Below are 21,163 nucleotides of genomic sequence, written 5' to 3'. Positions count from 1 at the left end.
TCATTCTCTAAATTCCCTAATTTTTGGGAATTTTATGGTATAATCACTTTATAACACACAACAAGGTATAATTAGAAGGTGGTATTTTGTGAAAAAACGAAAGTTTCTGAAATACACAATAAGCATTGGTATAATCATTTCCGCAGTGTTTGTTTATTTCAATTATTTTGGATGGCACGCCTCAGCAGAAGGAACCCTTGATAAATACTTAGAAATGGTTAAGACAGGACAAGCAGAACAAGCTTATAACTTGATTGATAAAAGCAACCCTGGACAATATCCAGAAAGGGAGAAATTTTTCGATTCAATAAAAAGCGGAGGCCTAATTGACTATAAAATAAAAGAAATTAATTATAAAAATAAGGACCTGGCAGAAATTCAGTTCATGATGAACTATAAGAATGTTGAACAAAAGAAAACCATGAGAGTAAAAAAAATTAATGGTGAATGGAAAGTTCTTATTAGAAAAGTAGTCGAAGAATAAACTGTCTAACGGGGATTAGCCAACGAAATGCGGATTACAACAATTAGAAGATTCAGCAGGATTGAAAGAACTTGCAAGGGCCATAGCTCCCTTTTTCCGCAAGAAAACACTCGTAAGGCCAAACGCACGTTGGGGCTGCCTGGGGGCATTATGTAAATTTTCGGCAGAACTCACAAGCAAATTGTTAAAAACAAAAAGAGACGGTTTCCCGCCTCTTCCCTTGGGGTTAATCCCATGCAAACCTCTGTTCCTTCCAGGGACTCCCGTACATATGATAGCCGTTCTTTTCCCAGAAACCCTGCTTATCTTTCTCCAAAAACTCAATCCCCCGCACCCACTTGGCGCTTTTCCAGAAATAGAGGTGGGGAATGACAAAGCGCAGCGGCCAGCCGTGATCCGGCGTCAGTTCCTCGCCGTTATGTTTGCTCGCGAAAAGATTGCCCGGTGTCAGAAAATCGCTCAGCGGCATATTGGCCGTCCAGCCATGCTCCGCGTGCAGCATGACGTATTTGGCTTCCGGCTTGATTTTCACCAGCTTCACAATCTCTTCCACGGGGATTCCTTCCCAGACGTTATCCAGCTTGCTCCAGCCTGTTACGCAGTGAATGTCATTGGTCGTGTTCCCTTTGGGCAGAGCCATGATCTGCTCATAGGACAACGTCATTTCTTCTTCAACCAGACCAAAAATGCGGAAGCTCCATTGGGTAGCAAGATCGGTGTATGTAGGAACTTCGCCGTAATGCAGGACGGGAAAGCCAGTGGTTACCTTCTGATTCGGAGGAACCCGATCCTTTGTCTGCTCTGTGGATTGCCCAACACTCATGTTCTCCGCTCCTTTATCCATCCATGCCCAGCCGTTGACGGAAGCCTGGATCGCTGTCCTGTCAGTCTTCTTCCCTATTATTCGGCAGGGACCGGTTCATCATACGTTTCAGCTCTATCCTACCATGATCCGGCGAACGGGAAAACCCTCGCCCGCCGCTAGAGTGCACATACAATCCTACCTGCTGACACCGGACGGCTCCCTTTCCTTACACGAAGCGAGAAATTTTGCTCATCACATCCGTAAAGGCGTCGATCGCCTGATCAATATCTGCTTCCTCCATCACCGTGGAAAGATTCCACATCCCGCGCGGAGCTGTGAAAATTCCGCGATTCAAAAGCTCCAGATGCACCACCTTGGACAGTCCTTTATGAGGGCTAATCGTACTGGTGTAATCTGCGGGGGGATGCTCGGTAAAATGCAGATTGAGCATGGAGCCTACCCGAGTCACCGAAGCGGGAAGCGCATACCGCCGAATTGCCGATACCATCCCTGTCTCCAGCCGAAGCCCCAGCTCTTCCAAGCGTGTGATGGCCTGCTCGTTCAGCAGCTCCATGGAGGCGATCCCTGCGACCATCGTTGCCCGATTTCCATTGAACGTACCGCTTTGGGAAAGACAGCCGGATTGACGCGGGTCAAACAACGCCATGACGTCGGAGCGCCCTCCAAAAGCTCCTACCGGAAAACCGCCGCCAATGATCTTGCCAATCGCCGTCAGGTCCGGGGTAACTCCAAATCGGCGCTGCGCCCCTCCCGTATCCAGGCGATAGGTCTGAACTTCATCAAAGATCAGGAGAATACCGTACTGATCGGCAAGCCGCCGCAATTCCTGCAAATAACCGGGCTGCGGAGGAATCACGCCAGCCACACCCATTACCGGCTCTACCAAAATAGCTGCGATCTCCTCCCCTTTTTGCTGTAAAATCTCTTCGACCGCTCCTGCATCGTTAAAGGGAGCGATATAGACATCACGTGCTACACTCTCCGGGACTCCCCGGGTATCGGGAATCGGCGCCCACGCGAGATGATTTTTGTCCCTCGCATTCCCCGGCGCAATCGAGAATTCTACGGCATCATGCGTTCCGTGGTAGCCGCCCTCCATTTTGATGATCGCCGGTCTGCCGGTAAACGCTCTGGCTGCACGCAGGGCAAACATCGTCGCTTCCGTCCCGGAATTGCAAAAACGAACCTGTTCCACACCGGGAATTCGTTTGCAGAGTATCGCTGCCAGCTGGCTTTGTTCCACGATCGCAGCGGCATAGGCAGTTCCTAGGCCAAGCGCGGTTTTTACATGCCGCAAAATATACGGGTGGGCGTGTCCGTGAATCATCGCGGTATAATTATTTAAAAAATCAGAATACTTATTGCCGTCTACATCGTACAATCTCGGCCCGCTTCCTCTGTCCATGGTTAAAGGATAGGGCTTAAAAAACGCAATCGTTCGCGTATCTCCTCCGGGCATCACCCTTTGGGCAACCTCGTACAGCTTGCGTGATTTTTCCGTGCGCTTGCAATACTCCTGCTCTGCTTCCTGAAGAACGGTTTGAAGTACCATCTCAACACTTCCCCCTCGCATTACATGAATGATGAGCCTTCTTCCTATTCGATTCGCCGCCGTGCAGAACTTCCCTTTTTTAACACTGTTATTACCCTTTCGATCCGATAATGAATAGAGAGTAACCAAAAATCCTTAGCACGGGTTCCGGGATGGGTCTGGACCGGATCGGGTCATCGTAATCAGACCATCAGCAGGTAGTCAATGCCTATAAAAAATCCGACGTCCCGCCCAAACAGCGAAAACGTCGGATTTGGTTTATCATATCACGATTTCTTGCCGATTCTCAGCAAAGCATGGTCTACTTTGATGCACAAGTCCATGATGACCTCGATGCCCTGCCGGGATACCTGCTCAGCCGCTTCCTCGTTGGCGATTCCCTGCTGGAGCCAAAAAGCTTTTGGCTTATGCTTCATCTTCAGCGTCTCTTCCGCTACCGGCGGGATGTCCTCGCTGCGGCGGAACACGTTTACGATATCAACCGGCTCTTCGATCTCCGTGAGTGCAGCCACTGCTTTTTCCCCGAGCACCGTTTCTCCGGCGATCACCGGATTGACCGGAATGATCTTGTAGCCCGCGTTTTGCATGGCTGCGGCCACCATGTAGCTGGTGCGGTCCGGCTTGTTGGAAAGACCTACGACAGCGATCGTATTCGCCTCCTGCAGCAATGCACGGCGCTGTTCATCACTTGGATTGTGGAACATGAACGATTACCTCCCTATTTTCTTTCCTTTTATCTAAGGTGTTTACACTTGACTGCGGTTCAAAACAAACTGAGCGATGGTCCGCACCATGACACCCGTCGCGCCTGATGGATGCAAATCACTGACGCTGGCAACATAGGCAGTACCCGCGATATCTAAATGGGCCCACGGGGTTTCCTCCGCAAACTCTTGCAAAAAGACGCCGCCGATAATGCCGTGGCCATAACGGCCGCCTGAGTTTTTCAGATCAGCGAAGCGGCTTTTGTTCAACTCGCGGTATTCCTCAAAAGTGGGCAGTTGCCAGAGTCGCTCGCCCGCCTGGCCGGCAGCACTCAAAAGCTCGCCAACCAAAGCATCGTTATTGGTCATAACACCGGAGCAGAAATTGCCGAGTGCAACGACAATGCCGCCTGTCAAGGTAGCAGCATCGACCAGGCATGAAACGCCTTTTGCCTTCGCATAGGTGATACAGTCGGCCAGCACCAGTCTGCCTTCGGCGTCGGTTGTGATGATCTCAACCGTTTTTCCGCTCATGGTCGTGATCACATCACCGGGCTTGTAGGCAGTGGAAGACGGCATGTTTTCCACACAGCCGATCACGGTCAGCACGTTTGCCTTTGGCTTGAGCTGGCCCAACGCTTCCAAAGCTCCGATCATGGCTGCTGCGCCGCCCATATCCGATTTCATATCCTCCATGCCTGCCACCGGCTTGATCGAGATTCCCCCCGTGTCGAAGGTTACCCCTTTCCCGATCAGCCCGATCACGTCCTCCCAGGTTTCCTTGCCCTGGTACTTCACAGCGACGACGAACGGCTCTTCCGCACTTCCCTTTGCCACGGACAAAACGCCGCCCATGCCCATTTCCACCAGCTTATCTTGTGCCAGCACTTCATACTCCATACCGTAGCGCTTGGCAACTTCCACGATGGCATCCTTCAGGGCAGTCGGTGTCATGTAATTGCCTGGTTCATTAACCAACGTACGGGCCAGATTGGTCCCTTGCACAAGGGCCTCTCCGCGCATCACGCCGATCATCGATGTGGCTGCCGCTTCATCGCTGTCGACCAGAAGCTGAACCGTGCCGAGTGCCGCTGCTTCCCGTTTGGGCTTCAGGCGGTACCCTTCATAGTGATAGGCTGACAAACCAAATGCTTCAGTCACCGCCTGGGAGAAACGGTCCATATCCAAGCTTCCCACCGTACGCAGATCGATGGCAACCGTTTTTTCTTTTCCTTTCGCCCCCGCAGTCTTGGCCGCACGTGCAAAGGAAGCCCGTGCAGAAACAAAATCAAAAGACTCGGGACTGCCCATACCGGCAATCAGCAGTTTTTTTGCCGCCAGCTTTCCCATCGTATGAATGACCGTCACAGCCTTGGCTTCGCCGCTGATTTCTTTTTCCTCTTGCATCGCAGCAAGACTGCCCGCAAAGAATTGATCCAGCTCCGGATAAACCTCGGCGATCGCTTCCCCCTTCCAGAGCGGGATGATCAATTCATCACAGTCAATGTCTTTCCATTCGGTACGTTTTTCTACCGTCACGTTCATATACTCTTCCTTCTTTCTCTGTGATAGGATACAATTATGAGCGGTTTGTTTCCGTTTGTTACGGTTGGTCTACTTTCAGATGCAAGGATGGAAACGGCATCATTTTGGCTTCTGTGTACGGGATGGCATCCTCGAGTGGGAGCGCGTTCAGGCAGTCCTCCAGATAGGAGAGCACTTCATCCACATCCAAATCCCAGTACCTCGGGGAATAGGGAGTGAGGTATTTCCTGCTGTTGGTAAACATCCAGCGCGCGCCTTTGATATTGCCGCCTGAAAAATGGTACAGACCGACCGCCATCTGCAGGAGTCCCTGGAGAAACTTGTTGGATTTGTCCTCCATCCAGATTTCCTCCAGCAGATCGTGACACTCATAGTATTCCTTTTTGTTGAACAGCTCAATAAACTGGTGATACTGTTCGGGGTAACTCATGAACGTTGCCTCCGTTTCAAACCTTCTCTTCATGGTAACACAGATTGGCTTGTCTCGAAATCCCAACGAAAACTTCACGGATGAGGTTAGCCCCGTTCTGTTACAATAATCTCAATACCTGTGCGCAGAAAGGAATGGATTTTTCTATGGCAGCGATATTTGACAACTTTCCCTTATGGGCGGCTTTGATTGCCATAGGAATTGCCCAGTTTGTCAAGATCCCCCTTACTTACTTTGCCACCCGTTCGTGGCAGTGGTCGCTGATGTTCAGCACCGGCGGCATGCCCAGCTCTCACTCCTCTGCGGTAACAGCCCTTTCCACCGCGGTGGGAATACGCGAAGGCTTTACCAGCAGCATGTTTGCCATCTCTGCAATCATTGGAGTCATCGTCATGTTTGATGCTGCGGGCGTTCGCCGTCATGCCGGGATGCAAGCGGTGGTCCTGAACAAACTGGTGGACGAATTCAACCACCTGCTGGAAGGCATGAAGACCTTCAGGGTGCGCCCCAACGAGGCAAAAGCCAAAAAACTGAAAGAACTGCTCGGCCATCAGCCCATCGAGGTATTGATCGGCGGTTGGCTGGGCATCATGATCGCTTTGGCTGTGTACCGACTCTTCTATATATAAGAGAAGAGCAGGCGAATCATTCAAGCAGGATGCAAGCGAAACGGAGGGAAAATGACGATGCGGATTGTGTCCATCTGTCCGAGCAATACAGAAATCCTTTATTATTTGGGGTTGGGTGATTGTGTCGTCGGGCTGGACGATCACTCTGACTGGCCCCCGGAGTGGCAGCATCTGCCCCGAGTAGGCCCGGACCTGACCATTGACATGGAAAAAGTCCAAGCGCTTCAGCCTGACCTGGTGATTGCTTCTCTTAGTGTGCCCGGCATGGAAAAAAACGTGGAGGCCTTGCAGTCTCTTTCTATCCCACATATCGTCCTCGATCCACAGCGTCTCTGCGATATTCCCCGGGATATCCGGCTGGTGGGGGAGGCCACGGACAGAATCGTTCAGGCGGAGCAGCTGGCCAGCGATTTTGTCGAAAAAGCAGAAACCATCAAACAAGTGGCACAATCCTCCGGCTACCGTCCCAAGCTCTACTGGGAATGGTGGCCCAATCCGATCTATACTCCCGGTCGGGAAAACTGGCTGACAGATGTCAGCGAAATGGCCGGAGCTGTCAATGTTTTTTCCAACTATGACGTCCCCAATGTCAAAGCCACCCGTGACATGGTACTGGAGCGGGACCCCGATCATATCTGTGTCGTCTGGTGCGGGATCGAGCTTCGCCGGATCAAACGGGAGATGATCACCGACCGCCCTGAATGGGCCCGGATGACGGCAATCCAGAAAAAGCAGGTGCATCTTCTGGAAGAAGGATTGTACTGCAGGCCCTCTCCCCGGATTCTGGAGGGATTGGAGCAACTGGTAGCCTTGATCCATCCCGAGTTGTCTGTGTAGCGGTTTCGTGTTAGTAACCGGGTGACCGCTCCGATTTGTTCCACTCCTAAAGAAAAAAGGATTTGCCTGGCTATCTTGAGTCAAGCAAATCCTTTTTCGTCTGGTTGATCGACAAACTGCCTGATTGGTTATTGTATCGGGTCAGCCATCGCGGCGATTCCCTTTTCATTGAGCCGCTGCATCATCGTTTCCGTTACTTTTCCTTCTCCGCGACGGACGACGTATACATCCACGGCCTTCTTCCCCCACTGCTTGTAGACATCCTGCTTGGTCTCAAAATAGAGGTCAATTTTATGGCCGCGAATCGCTCCGCCTTTATCCGCCACAACACCGTAGCCGTAGCCGGGGATGTACAAAACCGTTCCCAGCGGAAACACGCGCAGGTCGGCGGCTATCGTTGAATATTCGTCACGACGTACTTTTACGCCGGAATAGGTAATTCCGTAAGAAGGATGGGTCGGATGCTTCCCGGTTGATTCAAATCCGGCGTAATAACCGGTCGCCACTACGCGAACCTTGGGGTATTGCTCCAGCACGGCATCAGCCTTGTCGATCACCTGACTAAATGAACTGGTTGAGACGGCCCGTTTTTTAATAACAAGCTGCCCTTCCCGGGTTTCACGGATTCCATATGTGGTCTGAACAGAGCGATCATTGATGGCAGGATACCCGAGACCATCGCTTGCAAAGCCTGTCAGAACAATGACAAAAAGCAAGATAAAACTAACCAAGCGCTTTCCATTCATTCTGTAAAATACCTCCTCTCGGTACTAATCTTGTCCACGAGAAGAGGAAACTATACACAAATTCAACCAGAAGCTGAAATATTCAGCATAGTCATATGAACGTTTCAATGTAGAACGGTCGAAAGAAAACAGCAAAATATCATATTTTGACGGACTGTGATTCTTCAGAATGTTTCCGTGGTTTCATAACAAAAGCACCCCCGATCAAAAAGGCGCCGCTCACATAAAAGACAGACACGACGCCGATCCAGCCGCCTACCGCTCCGAAAAAGACGGGAGCAATAAGCTGTGAAAGTCGATTCGTCATTAAGCGAATGCCAAGCACTTCCCCTGTTCGTGCTTTTGGCGAGGCATTATACGTCGTCGTCATTGAAATAGGCTGCCCGCATCCCAGCCCTACTCCCATCAAGCAACTAAGAATACAAAAAAGGATAACGTTCGTGGATAGGGCAAATATGAGAAAAGAAGCACCTGCGAGAAAAATCGAAGTAAATAAAAATGCATAATTGTTGGATATCCCCTTATTTTCAGAATATTTATAAGGTCAAAATATAACAGACTGTCCGAGGATTGGCAATAAGGGATTTCGAAAACTATTTCCGCGGATCAAAAAAGCTGCCCCTCAAGTAGTCGTTCTACTCAAAGGGCAGCTTTTACTTTCATTAAAACATCCGATATCCTTTTTTCCGCAGAGTCTGGATCGTCCAGCCGCTGGCAATCGAACCAGCCATCCCGAAGCCGAGAATGATGGAATCCCAGACACCAGGGACGATGCCTTTATAGATCAGGGCACCTACGACGACACCGCACACGAGAATCACGGGCATCCAGGTGGTCCGCAAAATCATATTTATAATAAAGCCGATGCCAAACCCCAAAACAGCAAACAAGACAACAGAAACGACAAATTGCAGCAAGCTCATGAGCTTTTTAGACCTCCTGCTCTATCCCACAGATCGGGTCAGGCCGCAGCCTGCACCTTTTATTCGCTTTTAAGTGTATCGAAATCAGGAGCACAGGTCAATAAAAGAAGCCGATTGTCATCGGCTCGTCAATTCTTTGGTTCGTTCCCTCTTCTCACTCATGCGTTATCGTGTGCCGGCTGCAGCGGACGGCTCCTCCGAGTGGGCACCAGAGCCCTCACATCCTGGGCAGTCTTCCGTCCCTCCCAGCAGCAGTTGAAAATAGCCTTGTCCTTTGCAGTATGGGCATTGCTCCTGCTCTTTTCTCATGATGATCGCTCCTTTCACCAGTTGCCGGGTTTTTGTCAAGCCGACTTCTCGCCATCAAGTTTACTCATTATTCTGATTTTTTTGATGTATCTTACTATAACAGAAAAGGAAACTATCGTTCAAATCGGAAAAAGAGAGAAAATATAGAAAAAAACCGCTATGTAAGCGGCAACAACGCATGTTATCTTCCTCATGCTCATGATTTTGAGAAGATTTTATACTGGGTGTATTGAAAAACGGGATCGATGGGATATTCCTTGCCGCCCATTCCCTGCTCTCTGTCCCGATACTGGGGCAAAACAATTTTCAGATAGGTGGAGGAAAGCGGGTCCTGCAAAAGCTGCTCGATCGGCAGAAAGAGAGCGGTTTCGATCTCCCCTTCCTGCGGACGGGGCTCGCCGCTCACATAATCCATCCAAAAGACAACCATGTTGTCGCTGATCGTATCACGGATCACCCCGGAACGCACAGCCGCCAGCTGGCGGACCACTGCTGTCACACCGGTTTCCTCCAGCACTTCCCGGACAGCCGCATCGTCGACGGTTTCGCCCGGTTCCACGAATCCGGCCGGAAAGGACCATTGCCCTTTGAGACCCCCGTAGGTTTTTTTCACGACTAGGGCTTCTTCCCCGCGGATGACGATTCCACAAGCACCCAGCCATACATCGCTTCGTTTCACGTTGTCCTCCCCTTTCTTTTGCCAGTATAGCTTATTCCTGCGAGCGAAGGGAACTGTGCTTCTCTAGCTCGGCGGCTGCTGCTATCGTCTGTCCGCTGTCCTTGGTCAGGTACGCGGCTGTCGATGAAAAAGCATGTTGTCAGTACGCGGCTGTTGGTGAAGAAGCATGTTGTCAGTACGCGGCTGTTGGTGAAGAAGCATGTTTCCCTGCTCTGCTCCGTTCTCCGCCCCGCTAGGAAGCGTGCAAGGTCCGCTCCTCAGCGGTTGGCGGGGGTTCGCAAAAGCAGCCTACGCTTCGAGGTCATCCCACGTTGCGCCCCTGTTTCCCGCCAACCACTGCTCCGCTCGGCAGAGCTCCGCAAAGTCGCAACGCAGGGAAACATGCTTCTTCTGCGAGCTGTAGGTATGATTTGAATGCGGTTCAAAGATGATTGTAAACTGTTTTTCAAGGCTTCTTGCCCCACGGCATCGTTGATAGGAAATAAGGTTCGGAGAAAGCAAAAATGAATGAAAAAATCCCCTGACTATAAAAGCCGGGGGATTCACTGTCAATCAATCGTCATCCTCATCCAACAGGCCGTGATCAATCATGTAACGCAGGTTTTCCCTGTCCCGTTCGCGGCCTTTTTCCTTCAGCCGATCAATGGCCGGGAGAATGAGAATGTCAACTTCCCGCTGAACATGATGGGCCAGATCGTGGCGTCCCTGGTCTTCCAGATACGCGCCAACGTCCATCAGCGCATTGTAGCGCTCCATCTCTTCGCGTGTCATCAATCCTCTTACCTGAATACTGGCGTGGCGCATAAGGAGCTCCTTTTTACAGGCGCACTTTTTTCAGAGCGAGGCCAGGACCGCCGATTTTGTACAGATAGCGCAGGTCGCTCGCTTTTTTCATCAGTGCTGCTGTGCTTCCGAAGAGTTTTTTGGTGCCGACCATACCGATTCCCTCGCCTTTTCCAAGCGATGCCAGCGAGCCCATGAGAGCCGGCTTGAACGGCATCATAACTTCCCCGCGAATGAGAGCCGCCAGGTTGTCACCCAACGCTTCCCCTTCTTGTACGGCGATTTGGGCAGTCGGCGGGTACGGGCGACCTTCGTCATTGAAGATCAGGGCGCAGTCACCTACGACAAACACGTTGTCGTAACCAGGCGCACGGAGGAATTCATCAACCTTGACGCGGCCGCGCATGACTTCAAAGCCGGATTTTTCCACGATGCTGTTTCCGCGAACACCAGCGGCCCAGACAACCGTCTTTGATTTGATCTCTTCGCCCGTAGCCAGAAGGACGCCATCCGGGGTGCACTGCTTGATTGCTGTGCCGATCATGAACTCAACGCCTTTATTGCTGAGTACATCTACCGCATAAGTCACCAGCTCAGGGTCGAAACCGGGAAGAGCCGTCGGGGCAGCTTCAATATTGTAGATTTTCACCAGACTTGGATCGACGTCGAATTCTTGGCACAGCTCAGGAATACGGTCCGCCAGTTCACCGCTGAACTCGATACCGGTAAAGCCAGCTCCGCCAACGACAAAGGTCAGGTAATCCGTACGATGCGGTTCCATTTTGAACTTCGCAAACATATACTCGATATGCTCGCGGATTTGACGAACGGCGTTGATGCTGCGAATGCTGAAAGCGTATTCTTTCAAGCCTTCAATACCGAATGTCTCCGGCTCGCTGCCAAGGCCGATCACCAGGTAGTCGTAGCTGAGGACGGTTCCGCTGTCCAGCGTAACAGTGCGTTCTTCTGGCTGGATGGACTTCACGGTGTCCTTGACGAAATCGATTTTGTTCATGTCAATGATTTGATCCAGGCTTACGCGGGCGTGGTCAGCAGGTGCTGTTCCCGCAGCCGGTTCATGCAGCCAGGTCGTGATGTAATGGTAGTTGTGTTTGTTGACCAGCGTGATTTCCGCTTCATTATAGTTCAGTTTTTTCTGCAGATGCAGTGTGGTCAACAGCCCACCGTATCCGGCGCCGAGAACGAGGATTTTGGGTGTACTCATGGATATCCCTTCCATTTCATGAATGATAGTCATCCCGGTAAGTTTGTGCGAAATTTCACGTGATTGGATACGCTTAAGATTCCCAAATTGAGCGCGAATAAAATAACGGAATTATTGCCATGTCACATCCTATGCGACAATCTGTGAAAAATGGCACAACCGATGGGATAATAAAATGTGTCAATTTTATAACATTCAAAACCATCTTATTCGGAATCGACAATATTTGCAAGCCATATTTGCCCAAGGAATGTTCTTTTCTTTCGCTTTTTTTCATTTCTAAGTATGGGTATAATAGGAAAGGATGCGTTCAGAATATTTCGGAGGTGCTGAGATTGAATTTTCTGCAAAAGGACGAGCAAGTATACGACATTACGATCATCGGTGGGGGGCCGGCTGGCCTATTTACAGCCTTTTATGGCGGAATGCGTCAGGTAAGTGTAAAAATTATCGAAAGCATGCCCCAGCTCGGCGGCCAGCTTTCTGCCCTATACCCGGAAAAATACATCTATGATGTCGCCGGGTTCCCGAAAGTATTGGCGCAAGACTTGATCAATAATCTCAAAGAACAATTGTCTCGTTTCAATCCGACAGTCTGTCTCGAAGAAAAGGTAGAAAATGTGATAAAACAAGCAGACAACTCATTCGAAATTACCACGGACAAAGGAATCCACTACTCCCGCGCTGTCATCATTACGGCAGGAGTCGGCGCTTTTGAACCGCGGAAATTAGAGCATCCAGACGCCGCGAAATATGAAAAATCCAACCTGCACTACTTCGTCACCGATCTGAACTCCTTTAAGGGACAACGCGTAGCCGTCATCGGCGGCGGTGACTCGGCAGTTGACTGGTCCCTCATGCTGGAGCCGATTGCCAAGGAAGTCACCCTGATTCACCGCCGGGACAAATTCCGCGCCCACGAACACAGTGTCGAGCTGCTCATGTCCTCCAAAGTCAATGTCACGACACCATACGAGATCGAAGCTTTGCATGGCGACGAGAAAATTGAACGCCTGACCCTGGTCAACGCAGTAACAAAAGAAGAAAAAGAATTGGAAGTGGACGCCGTCATCGTCAACTTCGGTTTTATTTCCTCACTGGGCCCGATCAAAAACTGGGGATTGGAGCTGGAGAAAGGCTCGATCGTAGTCAACTCCAAAATGGAGAGCAATATCCCCGGCATCTATGCCGCAGGGGATGTCAGCACATACCCTGGCAAGGTCAAGCTGATTGCCGTCGGTTTTGGCGAAGCCCCCACAGCCGTCAATAATGCGGTGGGCTACATCAATCCAGACGCCAAACTGCAGCCTGGGCACTCCTCCAGCATGGACAACTTTAAATCCTGAACGCAATCGCACATCGACGAATCCGCATCTCGCGTCCTGTCTGCCTGCAAGGCGACAGGGCGTTTTTTGTTTCCCGGACGACTCCCTATTAAAGCTTCCGCCCCATCTTCAGTACTCATGAATAGAGACAGCCCCGCCTGTACAAAGTAGGAAGAGAATGGGACCCCAAAAGGAGTTGTACGCCAGATGGTTCATCTCTGCCCTGTTTGCAACGGATTGATTGCGCTTCATGAGGAGTGTCCCTATTGTGTCGGGCCATTGGACGACAGCGGCCGCCTCTACGACTACTATGAAAAATACAGCCCCTACAGGGAGATTGATGATGCCAAACTGAGCAACGGCGTGTCGGACGCCCTTCACCATCACTGTCTGCATCTCGGCTGGTGTACACAGTGCAATCGGGAGCATGTGCTTGCCGTAGAGGAATGGGATGAGGCTGCCTTGTTTTTTTATGCAGATAAGTAGGGTTTCGGCCTTCCACCCAGACGACAAAAAGGACGAGACTGGTTAGCCGCGTCCTTTTTGTCGTGCAGAAGATTCCCTTTTCTTTTCACCGCTGCGGTCAGCCTTGTCAACGCATCTCGCAGGATTACTACTTCTTCTTTTCCCCCAGTTTTTTGGCCAGATGCGTGTTTACCTCTTTCACCTCAGCCAAAAGCTTGGGCATCACTTCTTTGATCTTGGCAGCATCTCCCGATTCAATTGCAGCGTGAAACTCTTTATGGATTTCCCGATGCTTTTCTTTCAGCGCCCGCCAGGATTCCATTTGCTGTGTTCTCTGTTCCGGTTTTTGTGCCGGGTTTTCTTTCTTGTTTTCCCTTTGAGCCCGGTACGCATCTTTTAGCCGCTTCTGTTCTGCGAGCGCCGCTTTCCACTCATTGACGCTCTCAGGCGTATATTTTTCCGCGAGCAGCGTCATGTACATCTGGCGGTGAACACCTTTGAATGGCAGATGCCCTTTGTATTTGTGAGAGCCTTCATGTCCTTGGTGATGTTCTCCATGCTCGTGATACTGACCCGTCTCTGATACCGGCACCTCCGGCTGTGCTCCTTCTGCCTGCACCCATGTTGGCACGGTCAATCCGACGAGCAATACTGCTGCAAAAAGACTGTTTTTCCAATGCTTCATCAACAAATGCCCTCCTTGTTCTCAGATCTCCATCGTCTCTTCCAAAGGACCCTCCAACGAGTCATTCTCCCTGATTTGGGAAGTGGGCTCCAGCGGACCGCCCGCTCTGCCCTGCTGCGGGTCCGGTTCGCTTCTGTCCAGGCCGAGTAGTTTGACCAGTCCCATCTGCTCTAAGTCCTGCTTCGTTTTCGGCGTCCCATACCGGTAGATCATGCGATAGATTTCCCGCAAATTGTCATCGTACTCGTCATTGTCTTCGTCGGGCAAATCGGTCCACAAAGTGTGTCCATCACGCATCCACATCATGTAATCACCATGTACGCAGTGATTGAACAAATCGCGGATCATGCCCGCCTGCACCGGGGTTGTCTCAATCTCAAAATCGTAACTGGCTTCCCCTTTGACATCCCGAATCTCCGCCACCGTCGTCCCGCTCTGCAAGGTAATATAGTACCGCTGCTTTTCCACGGAGTCACATCCCTCCTTTCTCCAGCTTTCTCCTTCTTACCATGCACTACGAAAAGGAAAAACATGTACATTTACGAGAGATAGTTTTTGAAAACAACGACTGCATTATGCCCGCCAAAGCCAAATGAATTGGAAATTCCCACGGAAAGTGCCGCATGCCGGGCCTGATTGGGTACATAATCAAGATCGCAGGCCGGATCAGGCTGTTCCAAATTGATCGTCGGCGGAATGATACCGTCGTTCAGGCTTTTGACCAAAGCAATCGCCTCTGCGCCTCCTGCCGCTCCCAGCATATGGCCTGTCATCGACTTGTTCGCGGTCACCGGAATGCGGTAGGCAGCCTCGCCGAACAGTTTTTTGATCGCCTCTGTTTCCATGATGTCTCCGATCTCGGTGCTAGTGGCGTGGGCGCTGATCAGATCAACCTCTTCCGGTTGGATTTGCGCTTCGCGAAGAGCGGCTCGCATAGCCTGAAAAGCACCCAGCCCCTCGGGATGCGGCGCGACCATATGGTAGGCATCGGAGCTGGCTCCATAGCCGATCACCTCTGCGTAGATGCGGGCCTCCCTTTTCTGCGCGTGGGCCAGCGACTCCAGAACCAGAATGCCGGCTCCCTCTGCCATGACGAACCCGTCTCGTCCCAAATCAAACGGACGGCTCGCTTTTTCCGGCTCGTCATTTCTGGCAGAAACCGCAGTGGCATTGCTGAAGCTGGCCAGGGCAATATCCGTGACCGCAGCTTCGCTCCCGCCCGCGATCACCACATCCGCTACCCCTGCCCGAATCAAGCGAAAGGCTTCCCCGATCGCCGTATTTCCGATAGAGCAGGCTGTCACCGGTGACAGCATCGGGCCCTGCGCACCAAAACGGATACTGATCATGGCCGCTGCCATATTGGAGATCATCATCGGAACCAGCGTCGGGCTGACGCGTCCAGCCCCCCTCTCGTGCAGCAGCGCATCCTGCTCCAGCAAGGTCTGGATGCCGCCAATCCCTGAGCCGACATAGACACTCAATTTTTCCTTGTCCACTTTTTCCGGATCGAGTGCGGCATCCTCCCACGCCTGCTCGGCAGCTGCCATGGCAAACTGGACAAAACGATCCATCCGCCGTGCCTCCCTGCGGCCAAACCGCGCCTCCGGATCGAAATCACGCACCAGCCCGGCCATTTTTGACTTAAACCCCGAGACATCAAAAGTATCGATCAGGCTGATCCCGGATCTTCCTTTCACCAATTGATTCCAAAACGCAGGGACATCATTTCCCAGCGGAGAGATGATCCCCATTCCCGTAATGACGACTCGTTCCATTTACTCTGCCTCCCTGATACATATTTCTAGGAGTAATCCTGTCACAACACTTATCCTATTACAAGTTGTCAGTTATACTGGTATAAAAAGTACCCGGTTCCTGATCGAAAGGCGGTATGAAGACATGAATAACCAAGCGAGATTGCAAGCCTTATCCGCTTTTTTAAAAACACAACGGGCCAAAATCCAGCCGGAATCAGTCGGTTTTCCTGTCGGGACGCGCAGAAGAACGCCTGGTTTGCGGCGCGAAGAGGTGGCACAGCTTGCCGGTGTCAGCCTGACCTGGTATACCTGGCTGGAACAGGGACGCGACATCCGCGTATCTGCATCGGTACTGGATGCGATCGCCTCTACACTGCAAATGAACGCCGATGAACGAAAGTACCTGTTTGATCTGGCTTATGAGGGAGGCGGCGGTGTCGCGACGTTGCGTGAAGAACAGCCGGAGGTGCCTCCCTCCCTGCAGCGGATCGTACAGGAGCTGCGTTACTGTCCCACGATCATCTCGGATCGCCGCTACCAAATTGTCGGCTGGAACGAAGCGGCTTCCCATGTGTTCCTCGACTTTGACCATATCCCCGCCGAGGAGCGCAATTTGATCCGGCTTCTGTTCACCCGAAAAGAGCTGCAGCGGCTGGCTGTCAACTGGGAGCATTTTGTCAGCGGCTTTTTGGCGATCTTCCGGGCCTATTACGGCCAATACGTGGAGGACGAATGGTATGAGCAATTCCTGGAGGAAATGAAAGCGATTCATCCCGATTTTCATCGCCTGTGGGAACAAAGCCGGGTCAGCTCGGCGCCTGAGGTCTTGATCGAGTTTCGCCATGCCAAGGCCGGGAAAATGCTGTTTCATCTGACCTCTTTGCAGGTGCAGGGCGATACCGATTTGCGCTGCAGCGTCTACACCCCGGCTCCTGATTCCCCCACGGAAGGGAAGCTCAAAAAGCTGATGGAACGATCAGGAAAAATTTTGTAACCTTTTCCGGTTTCATACGAATAACGCATGTGAGCAAGAAGCAGAAAAATTTCTCTGGAGGATGCGAAAAAGGCCCCAGTAGTTCATTTCTTGTATCCGATAGGAAAAAGCAAACCTCCCCCGCTTTATTTGCGGTACAGGAGGTTTGCTTTTGCTTTGTAGAAACCTGTTTTTTGCTTCACCAGTTTGCTCGATTTTGAGCTCTCCCAAAACTGTTCTGTCTTTGCGCTATTTTTTCAGCAGTTGCTCAATCGCAAAGGGAAGCAAATCCGGCATTGTCTCAAACGCGCTTGTCACATCTAGCCTTTCTGTCCATTTATGCGCATCCTTGCCGAATGGGCCCAGATTCATGACCGGCATGTTCAAGGCAACCAATTCGCGGATCGGGAGCGCGTATCCCTTTTCCCAAAGAGGCATGTTCTCTACCAGAGGCTGGATGCTTTGCGCGGCTTCGGGCAGTCCCGTATAGCTCAAATCGGACAATCCCGCGAAGTAATACTGATGCTTTACCTCCAGGTGATGCCTGTCTTCTGCCCGCTTGATCACGTCCTCGACAACCTGCCGAATGCGCTCGTCATGGCGAGAGCTGACCGGCGGATAATACGGAGGTGCGTAAAACAGAACGATCATCGGAGCCAATTCCTTGCACAACAGCCCCAGCTCATCGATCAGACGAATCGTCACTTCACGGTCATCCATGTCGCCCCGGTTGGCCATCACCTCGGCCTGGATGCTCTCCACTTTTTCCCGACCGATCTTGTCGATCAGATAGGCCAGCAGTTCTTCGTATTGCAGCACCTTTACCTTCATCGAAATCGGTTCCGAGCGGTTCATGCTGGCGAAAACCGCCGCACGTGCCGCGTAATCCTGCTCGATTTTTTCTGCTGTCCGCTCGGCAAGCTGGCGAAGCTGACGAGTTACCTCGTCAATCGACTTTTCCATCAGAAACAGATTGAACAGCGCTACCGCACGATCGGGAATCTGTACGGAGTATTCCTTTTTCAAATCCTTCTGCTGCAAGCTGGTCGGCGGCGGCGTCACTTCCTCCTCCACCCTCTCGCAAAAATCGGTATTCAGCTCCAGCTCGACAGCGAGGCGCGAGGCCATCAGGTTTGCGTTCAGGCCGGAAAACGGTTCACCCACATGTGTCTCTTTTCCGTAGCAGTAAAAGCCAGGCAGCACCTTTCCCAGCGAGCCGCTGTAAATGTAGGTATTTTCATCACCGGGATACGCGGAGAAAACCGGCTCGCAGTTCAGGCAGGCATGATAGTCCAGCCCATGGACTTCCGACAGCGCAAGCAATACGGGTACGGCTGCCCGCATCCCGAGCGAGTTGACTTCCTCATCCGGCACGGTGACAAGCAGCAGATTTCCCTCAAATTCTCCTGCACAAGCCCGCTCCAGCATCGACATCTGCAGAGCAAGCCCCGCCTTCATATCCATGGAGCCCCGGCCAAACAGCCACTCCCCTTTGGCCAGATCCTGCTGAACGAGCGGCGGCAGCATCTGTTGATTTTGCAGATAAGCCTCCGTCAAGCCCTTCAAATCAAAGGCCAGCGGTTTCCACTCCCCAAAGTCCTGCACATCTACAACGTCAAAATGACTGACCAGGACAACCGTGGGACGAACCGCTTCCGCTTTTTTGACAAGCGCTGTTACAAAATAACGACCATCGCCTGTCGGATTTAACTGGACATACTCCGGATTTTCCTGAAAGTAGGGCAGTGTTCGAAGCTCGTCGGCAATGACCGCTGCCAGCTCCACCTCTGCCTTTGAACCTGTAACCGAGGGGGAGTGCACCAGCTTTGCCAACAGTTCGATCAGTTGTTCCTTTGTCTGCCATTTCCCTGCATTCACCATCGTCAACCCCTCAACTTTCCGTATTGTGGAATCGTTTTCTATATCATGGATAAAAAATAGGGGCCGCGGGGCCTCTTCCTCTATCAGGTATTCCCGATCAAGACCGAGATTTCCTCCGCCGCCTCCTTTACTTTTTCAATCAGCATGGGCAGCCTCTCCTCGGTTATGCGGAAAGAAACAGCATTGATCGAAATGGCTCCCATCACCTTTTGGTGCCGTCCCAAAATGGCGACACCAATGGCTGTCGTTCCCTCGGTGCGCTCCCCGGAGCTGATCGCATATCCGTTTGTTCGGATGTCGGCGAGCTGTCGGTAAAAGTCGTCTCTCTGTTCTTGCGGCAGAAGCTGCTGGATAGTCCGCTCTAGCTCCACTTTGGGCAAAAAAGCCAGCATTGCCTTGTTCGGCGCTCCTACAGTCAACGGTATCCGGTCGCCCAAATTTTCCGCGACCCGCAGCTTCAACGGGCTTTCCACCTTTTCAATCAGGATGGCATCACGTTCCCCCATAATATTGAGGCAAATGCTTTCCTCCACTTCCCGGGCAAGCCTCTCCATCACAGGTCTGGCGACAAAACGGAAGTCGATCTTGTCGAGCATCCGCATCCCGATGGTGATCCAGGTATAGCCGATGCGATAGTGCTTCGTCACAGGGTCCTGGCTGGTCAACCCATGCGAGATCAGGGAACCCAGGATGCGATGAATCGTGCTGAGGGGAAGGTTGGTCGCCTGTGACAGCTCAGAAATGGACCAGTCTGATTTCGTTTCGTCGGAGACAAGTACCGAAATGATTTCCATTGCTCTGTCGATTGACTGTACCATAGCTAACTCCCCATCCTACACTGATTGTGATACTTCCGCCTGGCCCTGCTTCTTTTTCCGCGTGGACCCGGTATTCAAGCGGTTTTCCAAACGGTTTACCACATACGTGAAGATGAGCACCAACGCGAGATAGTAGATCCCGACGACCATATAGGTTTCCAGCTGGCGGTAGTTGGACGCCGCTTCACTCAAGCCGGTTCCCCACAAATCCTGCATCCCCACGTACGCGACCAGGGACGAGTCCTTCAGCCCGATGATAAACTGGTTGCCCAGCGGCGGAATGGCTCGCTTGAAGGCTTGCGGCAAAATGATTCGACGCATGGCCAGACTCGTATGCATCCCCAGCGACTTTGCCGCCTCCATCTGCCCTCTGTCAATCGACTGGATGGACCCGCGGAAAATCTCGGAAATATACGCCCCGTTATGAACCGCCAAGGCAATCGCCCCTGCCCAAAACGAGGAGAGCGTGATCGCGCCGGAAATTCCGAAGTAGAGAACCGCAATCTGCACGATCAGCGGCGTTCCCCGAATAATCGTGATGTAGACATGAGCAATCGATTGCAGCAGCTTGGAGTTGGAGATGCGGAAAAAGGCGACGAGCAGCCCCACCCCGCACCCGATGATGAGGGAAATCACCGTCAATCGGAGGGTCAGCAGTGTCGCTTCCAAAAACAAGGGATAGCTGGACAGAAGGATGTCAAACATATTGGTTCACCCCGATTTTAAAAAATAGGGGCGTCCGAAATAGACGCCCGGCTGGTCACGGAAAGGGTTATTCACTTCCCAAAATGTTGCGTCCGAACCATTTCTCGCTGATTTTTTCGTAGGTGCCGTCCTTGATGATCTCGTCCAGCGCTTTGTTCACCTTCTCCATCAGTTCCTTGTCATCCTGACGCAGTGCGATGGCCTGATTGTCATGGCTGAGCGGTTCACCGATATCCTTGATCTTGTCCGGCACCTCTTTCATGTAGCGGAAGCCTACCATCTGGTCGGTAATCACCGCATCCAGACGGCCGGTGGAAATATCCATCAGCGCAGTTACGTCGCTGTCATAGGTCGTGATGTTGCTCTTGTCCGTCATCTTCAGCGCTTGCTGCTCGTAGCTGGATGCTTTTTGCACGCCGATCTTCTTGCCTTTCAAATCGTCGGCGGATTTGATCGTGTCATTGCCAGCCGCTACGAAGATTTGCGCCCCGGAGCGGTAGTAGACATTAGAGAACGCCACTGCTTTTTCACGATCGGGCGTAATCGTCAAGCTGCCGATCACAGTATCGTATTTTTTAGCCTGCAGACCCTGGATGATCGTTTCAAACGGGTTGGTGATTGGCACCGGATTCATGCCCATCTTTTCTGCCAATGCTTTCCCGATCTCCACGTCGAAGCCCATCAGCTCTCCGTTTTCTTTAAAGTTAAACGGCTTGTACACGCCGCTCATCGCATAGGTAAAGTCCGGCTTTTTCTCGTCTTTGCCAGCGGAACCCGTCTGAGACGACGAGCCACAGCCTGTCAGCGCGAGTGATCCCGCAAGCACGGTTGTCAGTAAAGCCAGTGTCCATTTCTTTTTTGTCATGGTAGTGCCCCCTT

25 protein-coding genes are annotated in these 21,163 nt (G+C 51.7%); 6 read left to right on the top strand and 19 right to left on the bottom strand.

Annotated elements, in window-relative coordinates; translation table 11 throughout:
• Positions 1 to 88 precede the first annotated feature (88 nt).
• Complete coding sequence (locus tag NDK47_RS06065; protein ID WP_251873967.1) at positions 89 to 484, top strand: hypothetical protein; 396 nt, start codon at positions 89 to 91, stop codon at positions 482 to 484.
• A 226-nt stretch (positions 485 to 710) separates the two neighbouring features.
• On the opposite strand, the gene NDK47_RS06060 is transcribed toward NDK47_RS06065, so the two are convergent.
• From NDK47_RS06060 to NDK47_RS06040, 5 genes are all read right to left on the bottom strand, one after another.
• Positions 711 to 1,307, bottom strand: a complete 597-nt coding sequence (locus NDK47_RS06060; RefSeq protein WP_251873966.1) for a sulfite oxidase-like oxidoreductase — start codon at positions 1,305 to 1,307, stop codon at positions 711 to 713.
• Positions 1,308 to 1,515: 208 nt separating this feature from the next.
• Positions 1,516 to 2,862 (bottom strand): aspartate aminotransferase family protein, encoded by a 1,347-nt coding sequence (locus NDK47_RS06055; protein ID WP_251873965.1) that lies wholly within the window; start codon positions 2,860 to 2,862, stop codon positions 1,516 to 1,518.
• 266 nt (positions 2,863 to 3,128) lie between these two features.
• Complete coding sequence (locus tag NDK47_RS06050; RefSeq protein ID WP_251873964.1) at positions 3,129 to 3,566, bottom strand: CoA-binding protein; 438 nt, start codon at positions 3,564 to 3,566, stop codon at positions 3,129 to 3,131.
• A 42-nt stretch (positions 3,567 to 3,608) separates the two neighbouring features.
• On the bottom strand, positions 3,609 to 5,111 hold the full coding sequence (locus NDK47_RS06045; protein WP_251873963.1) for a leucyl aminopeptidase: 1,503 nt from the start codon (positions 5,109 to 5,111) through the stop codon (positions 3,609 to 3,611).
• A 58-nt stretch (positions 5,112 to 5,169) separates the two neighbouring features.
• Positions 5,170 to 5,541 carry a DUF309 domain-containing protein gene (locus tag NDK47_RS06040; RefSeq protein WP_251873962.1) on the bottom strand — a complete coding sequence of 124 codons (372 nt, stop codon included), beginning with the start codon at positions 5,539 to 5,541 and terminating at the stop codon, positions 5,170 to 5,172.
• Between the two features lie 146 nt (positions 5,542 to 5,687).
• On the opposite strand from NDK47_RS06040, the gene NDK47_RS06035 reads away from it, so the two are divergent.
• On the top strand, positions 5,688 to 6,170 hold the full coding sequence (locus tag NDK47_RS06035) for a divergent PAP2 family protein (protein WP_251873961.1): 483 nt from the start codon (positions 5,688 to 5,690) through the stop codon (positions 6,168 to 6,170).
• 57 nt (positions 6,171 to 6,227) lie between these two features.
• Complete coding sequence (locus tag NDK47_RS06030; protein WP_251873960.1) at positions 6,228 to 7,007, top strand: cobalamin-binding protein; 780 nt, start codon at positions 6,228 to 6,230, stop codon at positions 7,005 to 7,007.
• Positions 7,008 to 7,135: 128 nt separating this feature from the next.
• On the opposite strand, the gene NDK47_RS06025 is transcribed toward NDK47_RS06030, so the two are convergent.
• The 7 genes from NDK47_RS06025 to NDK47_RS05995 all read right to left on the bottom strand — a co-directional run bounded on the left by NDK47_RS06025 (position 7,136) and on the right by NDK47_RS05995 (position 11,672).
• A complete protein-coding gene (locus NDK47_RS06025; RefSeq protein ID WP_251873959.1) occupies positions 7,136 to 7,753 on the bottom strand; it encodes a 3D domain-containing protein in 618 nt (205 codons plus the stop codon).
• A gap of 139 nt (positions 7,754 to 7,892) precedes the next feature.
• On the bottom strand, positions 7,893 to 8,210 hold the full coding sequence (locus tag NDK47_RS06020) for an MFS transporter (protein ID WP_251876013.1): 318 nt from the start codon (positions 8,208 to 8,210) through the stop codon (positions 7,893 to 7,895).
• Positions 8,211 to 8,415: 205 nt separating this feature from the next.
• Positions 8,416 to 8,676 carry a YuiB family protein gene (locus NDK47_RS06015; RefSeq protein WP_251873958.1) on the bottom strand — a complete coding sequence of 87 codons (261 nt, stop codon included), beginning with the start codon at positions 8,674 to 8,676 and terminating at the stop codon, positions 8,416 to 8,418.
• A 165-nt stretch (positions 8,677 to 8,841) separates the two neighbouring features.
• Positions 8,842 to 8,985, bottom strand: a complete 144-nt coding sequence (locus NDK47_RS06010) for a YuiA family protein (RefSeq protein ID WP_251873957.1) — start codon at positions 8,983 to 8,985, stop codon at positions 8,842 to 8,844.
• A gap of 196 nt (positions 8,986 to 9,181) precedes the next feature.
• Entirely contained in the window at positions 9,182 to 9,664 is a 483-nt protein-coding gene (locus NDK47_RS06005) for an NUDIX domain-containing protein (protein ID WP_251873956.1), read from the bottom strand.
• Between the two features lie 552 nt (positions 9,665 to 10,216).
• The gene (locus NDK47_RS06000) at positions 10,217 to 10,468 is read right to left on the bottom strand and encodes a hypothetical protein (RefSeq protein WP_251873955.1); all 252 of its coding nucleotides are present in this window, start codon (positions 10,466 to 10,468) and stop codon (positions 10,217 to 10,219) included.
• 13 nt (positions 10,469 to 10,481) lie between these two features.
• Positions 10,482 to 11,672, bottom strand: a complete 1,191-nt coding sequence (locus NDK47_RS05995; protein WP_251873954.1) for an NAD(P)/FAD-dependent oxidoreductase — start codon at positions 11,670 to 11,672, stop codon at positions 10,482 to 10,484.
• A 335-nt stretch (positions 11,673 to 12,007) separates the two neighbouring features.
• Between NDK47_RS05995 and NDK47_RS05990 the strand changes: the two genes are divergently transcribed.
• Positions 12,008 to 13,018 (top strand): NAD(P)/FAD-dependent oxidoreductase, encoded by a 1,011-nt coding sequence (locus NDK47_RS05990; RefSeq protein ID WP_305883375.1) that lies wholly within the window; start codon positions 12,008 to 12,010, stop codon positions 13,016 to 13,018.
• A gap of 186 nt (positions 13,019 to 13,204) precedes the next feature.
• Complete coding sequence (locus tag NDK47_RS05985) at positions 13,205 to 13,483, top strand: hypothetical protein (RefSeq protein WP_251873953.1); 279 nt, start codon at positions 13,205 to 13,207, stop codon at positions 13,481 to 13,483.
• Positions 13,484 to 13,610: 127 nt separating this feature from the next.
• Here NDK47_RS05985 and NDK47_RS05980 read toward each other — a convergent pair whose 3' ends face one another.
• The 3 genes from NDK47_RS05980 to fabF form a co-directional block, all read right to left on the bottom strand.
• A complete protein-coding gene (locus NDK47_RS05980) occupies positions 13,611 to 14,147 on the bottom strand; it encodes a hypothetical protein (protein WP_251873952.1) in 537 nt (178 codons plus the stop codon).
• A gap of 21 nt (positions 14,148 to 14,168) precedes the next feature.
• Positions 14,169 to 14,615 (bottom strand): hypothetical protein, encoded by a 447-nt coding sequence (locus NDK47_RS05975; RefSeq protein ID WP_251873951.1) that lies wholly within the window; start codon positions 14,613 to 14,615, stop codon positions 14,169 to 14,171.
• Between the two features lie 71 nt (positions 14,616 to 14,686).
• On the bottom strand, positions 14,687 to 15,925 hold the full coding sequence (gene fabF / locus NDK47_RS05970; RefSeq protein WP_251873950.1) for a beta-ketoacyl-ACP synthase II: 1,239 nt from the start codon (positions 15,923 to 15,925) through the stop codon (positions 14,687 to 14,689).
• Between the two features lie 124 nt (positions 15,926 to 16,049).
• On the opposite strand from fabF, the gene NDK47_RS05965 reads away from it, so the two are divergent.
• Entirely contained in the window at positions 16,050 to 16,901 is an 852-nt protein-coding gene (locus NDK47_RS05965) for a helix-turn-helix transcriptional regulator (protein WP_251873949.1), read from the top strand.
• 228 nt (positions 16,902 to 17,129) lie between these two features.
• Here the strand turns inward: NDK47_RS05965 and NDK47_RS05960 are convergent, their stop codons facing one another.
• The 4 genes from NDK47_RS05960 to NDK47_RS05945 form a co-directional block, all read right to left on the bottom strand.
• Entirely contained in the window at positions 17,130 to 18,761 is a 1,632-nt protein-coding gene (locus tag NDK47_RS05960) for a M20/M25/M40 family metallo-hydrolase (RefSeq protein WP_251873948.1), read from the bottom strand.
• 83 nt (positions 18,762 to 18,844) lie between these two features.
• The gene (locus tag NDK47_RS05955) at positions 18,845 to 19,579 is read right to left on the bottom strand and encodes an IclR family transcriptional regulator (RefSeq protein ID WP_251873947.1); all 735 of its coding nucleotides are present in this window, start codon (positions 19,577 to 19,579) and stop codon (positions 18,845 to 18,847) included.
• 15 nt (positions 19,580 to 19,594) lie between these two features.
• Positions 19,595 to 20,284 carry an amino acid ABC transporter permease gene (locus NDK47_RS05950; RefSeq protein WP_251873946.1) on the bottom strand — a complete coding sequence of 230 codons (690 nt, stop codon included), beginning with the start codon at positions 20,282 to 20,284 and terminating at the stop codon, positions 19,595 to 19,597.
• A 67-nt stretch (positions 20,285 to 20,351) separates the two neighbouring features.
• Positions 20,352 to 21,149 carry an ABC transporter substrate-binding protein gene (locus NDK47_RS05945; protein WP_251873945.1) on the bottom strand — a complete coding sequence of 266 codons (798 nt, stop codon included), beginning with the start codon at positions 21,147 to 21,149 and terminating at the stop codon, positions 20,352 to 20,354.
• Positions 21,150 to 21,163: the final 14 nt, after the last annotated feature.

It is taken from the genome of Brevibacillus ruminantium (assembly GCF_023746555.1).
GTDB lineage: Bacteria > Bacillota > Bacilli > Brevibacillales > Brevibacillaceae > Brevibacillus > Brevibacillus ruminantium.
The sequence above is the reverse complement of the archived record's forward strand: the minus strand, read 5'-3'. Positions and strand labels throughout refer to the sequence as shown.

Bases quoted from the DNA above. Each gene is read 5' to 3' on its own strand.
- NDK47_RS05950 (WP_251873946.1), bottom strand. From the start codon at position 20,284: ATGTTTGACATCCTTCTGTCCAGCTATCCCTTGTTTTTGGAAGCGACA.
- NDK47_RS06045 (WP_251873963.1), bottom strand. From the start codon at position 5,111: ATGAACGTGACGGTAGAAAAACGTACCGAATGGAAAGACATTGACTGT.
- NDK47_RS06015 (WP_251873958.1), bottom strand. From the start codon at position 8,676: ATGAGCTTGCTGCAATTTGTCGTTTCTGTTGTCTTGTTTGCTGTTTTG.
- NDK47_RS05965 (WP_251873949.1), top strand. From the start codon at position 16,050: ATGAATAACCAAGCGAGATTGCAAGCCTTATCCGCTTTTTTAAAAACA.
- NDK47_RS05995 (WP_251873954.1), bottom strand. From the start codon at position 11,672: ATGAGTACACCCAAAATCCTCGTTCTCGGCGCCGGATACGGTGGGCTG.
- NDK47_RS05985 (WP_251873953.1), top strand. From the start codon at position 13,205: ATGGTTCATCTCTGCCCTGTTTGCAACGGATTGATTGCGCTTCATGAG.
- NDK47_RS06035 (WP_251873961.1), top strand. From the start codon at position 5,688: ATGGCAGCGATATTTGACAACTTTCCCTTATGGGCGGCTTTGATTGCC.
- NDK47_RS06000 (WP_251873955.1), bottom strand. From the start codon at position 10,468: ATGCGCCACGCCAGTATTCAGGTAAGAGGATTGATGACACGCGAAGAG.
- NDK47_RS05955 (WP_251873947.1), bottom strand. From the start codon at position 19,579: ATGGTACAGTCAATCGACAGAGCAATGGAAATCATTTCGGTACTTGTC.
- NDK47_RS06010 (WP_251873957.1), bottom strand. From the start codon at position 8,985: ATGAGAAAAGAGCAGGAGCAATGCCCATACTGCAAAGGACAAGGCTAT.
- NDK47_RS06055 (WP_251873965.1), bottom strand. From the start codon at position 2,862: ATGGTACTTCAAACCGTTCTTCAGGAAGCAGAGCAGGAGTATTGCAAG.
- NDK47_RS05960 (WP_251873948.1), bottom strand. From the start codon at position 18,761: ATGGTGAATGCAGGGAAATGGCAGACAAAGGAACAACTGATCGAACTG.
- NDK47_RS06030 (WP_251873960.1), top strand. From the start codon at position 6,228: ATGCGGATTGTGTCCATCTGTCCGAGCAATACAGAAATCCTTTATTAT.
- NDK47_RS06060 (WP_251873966.1), bottom strand. From the start codon at position 1,307: ATGAGTGTTGGGCAATCCACAGAGCAGACAAAGGATCGGGTTCCTCCG.
- NDK47_RS06025 (WP_251873959.1), bottom strand. From the start codon at position 7,753: ATGAATGGAAAGCGCTTGGTTAGTTTTATCTTGCTTTTTGTCATTGTT.
- NDK47_RS06040 (WP_251873962.1), bottom strand. From the start codon at position 5,541: ATGAGTTACCCCGAACAGTATCACCAGTTTATTGAGCTGTTCAACAAA.
- fabF (WP_251873950.1), bottom strand. From the start codon at position 15,925: ATGGAACGAGTCGTCATTACGGGAATGGGGATCATCTCTCCGCTGGGA.
- NDK47_RS05945 (WP_251873945.1), bottom strand. From the start codon at position 21,149: ATGACAAAAAAGAAATGGACACTGGCTTTACTGACAACCGTGCTTGCG.
- NDK47_RS05980 (WP_251873952.1), bottom strand. From the start codon at position 14,147: ATGAAGCATTGGAAAAACAGTCTTTTTGCAGCAGTATTGCTCGTCGGA.
- NDK47_RS06050 (WP_251873964.1), bottom strand. From the start codon at position 3,566: ATGTTCCACAATCCAAGTGATGAACAGCGCCGTGCATTGCTGCAGGAG.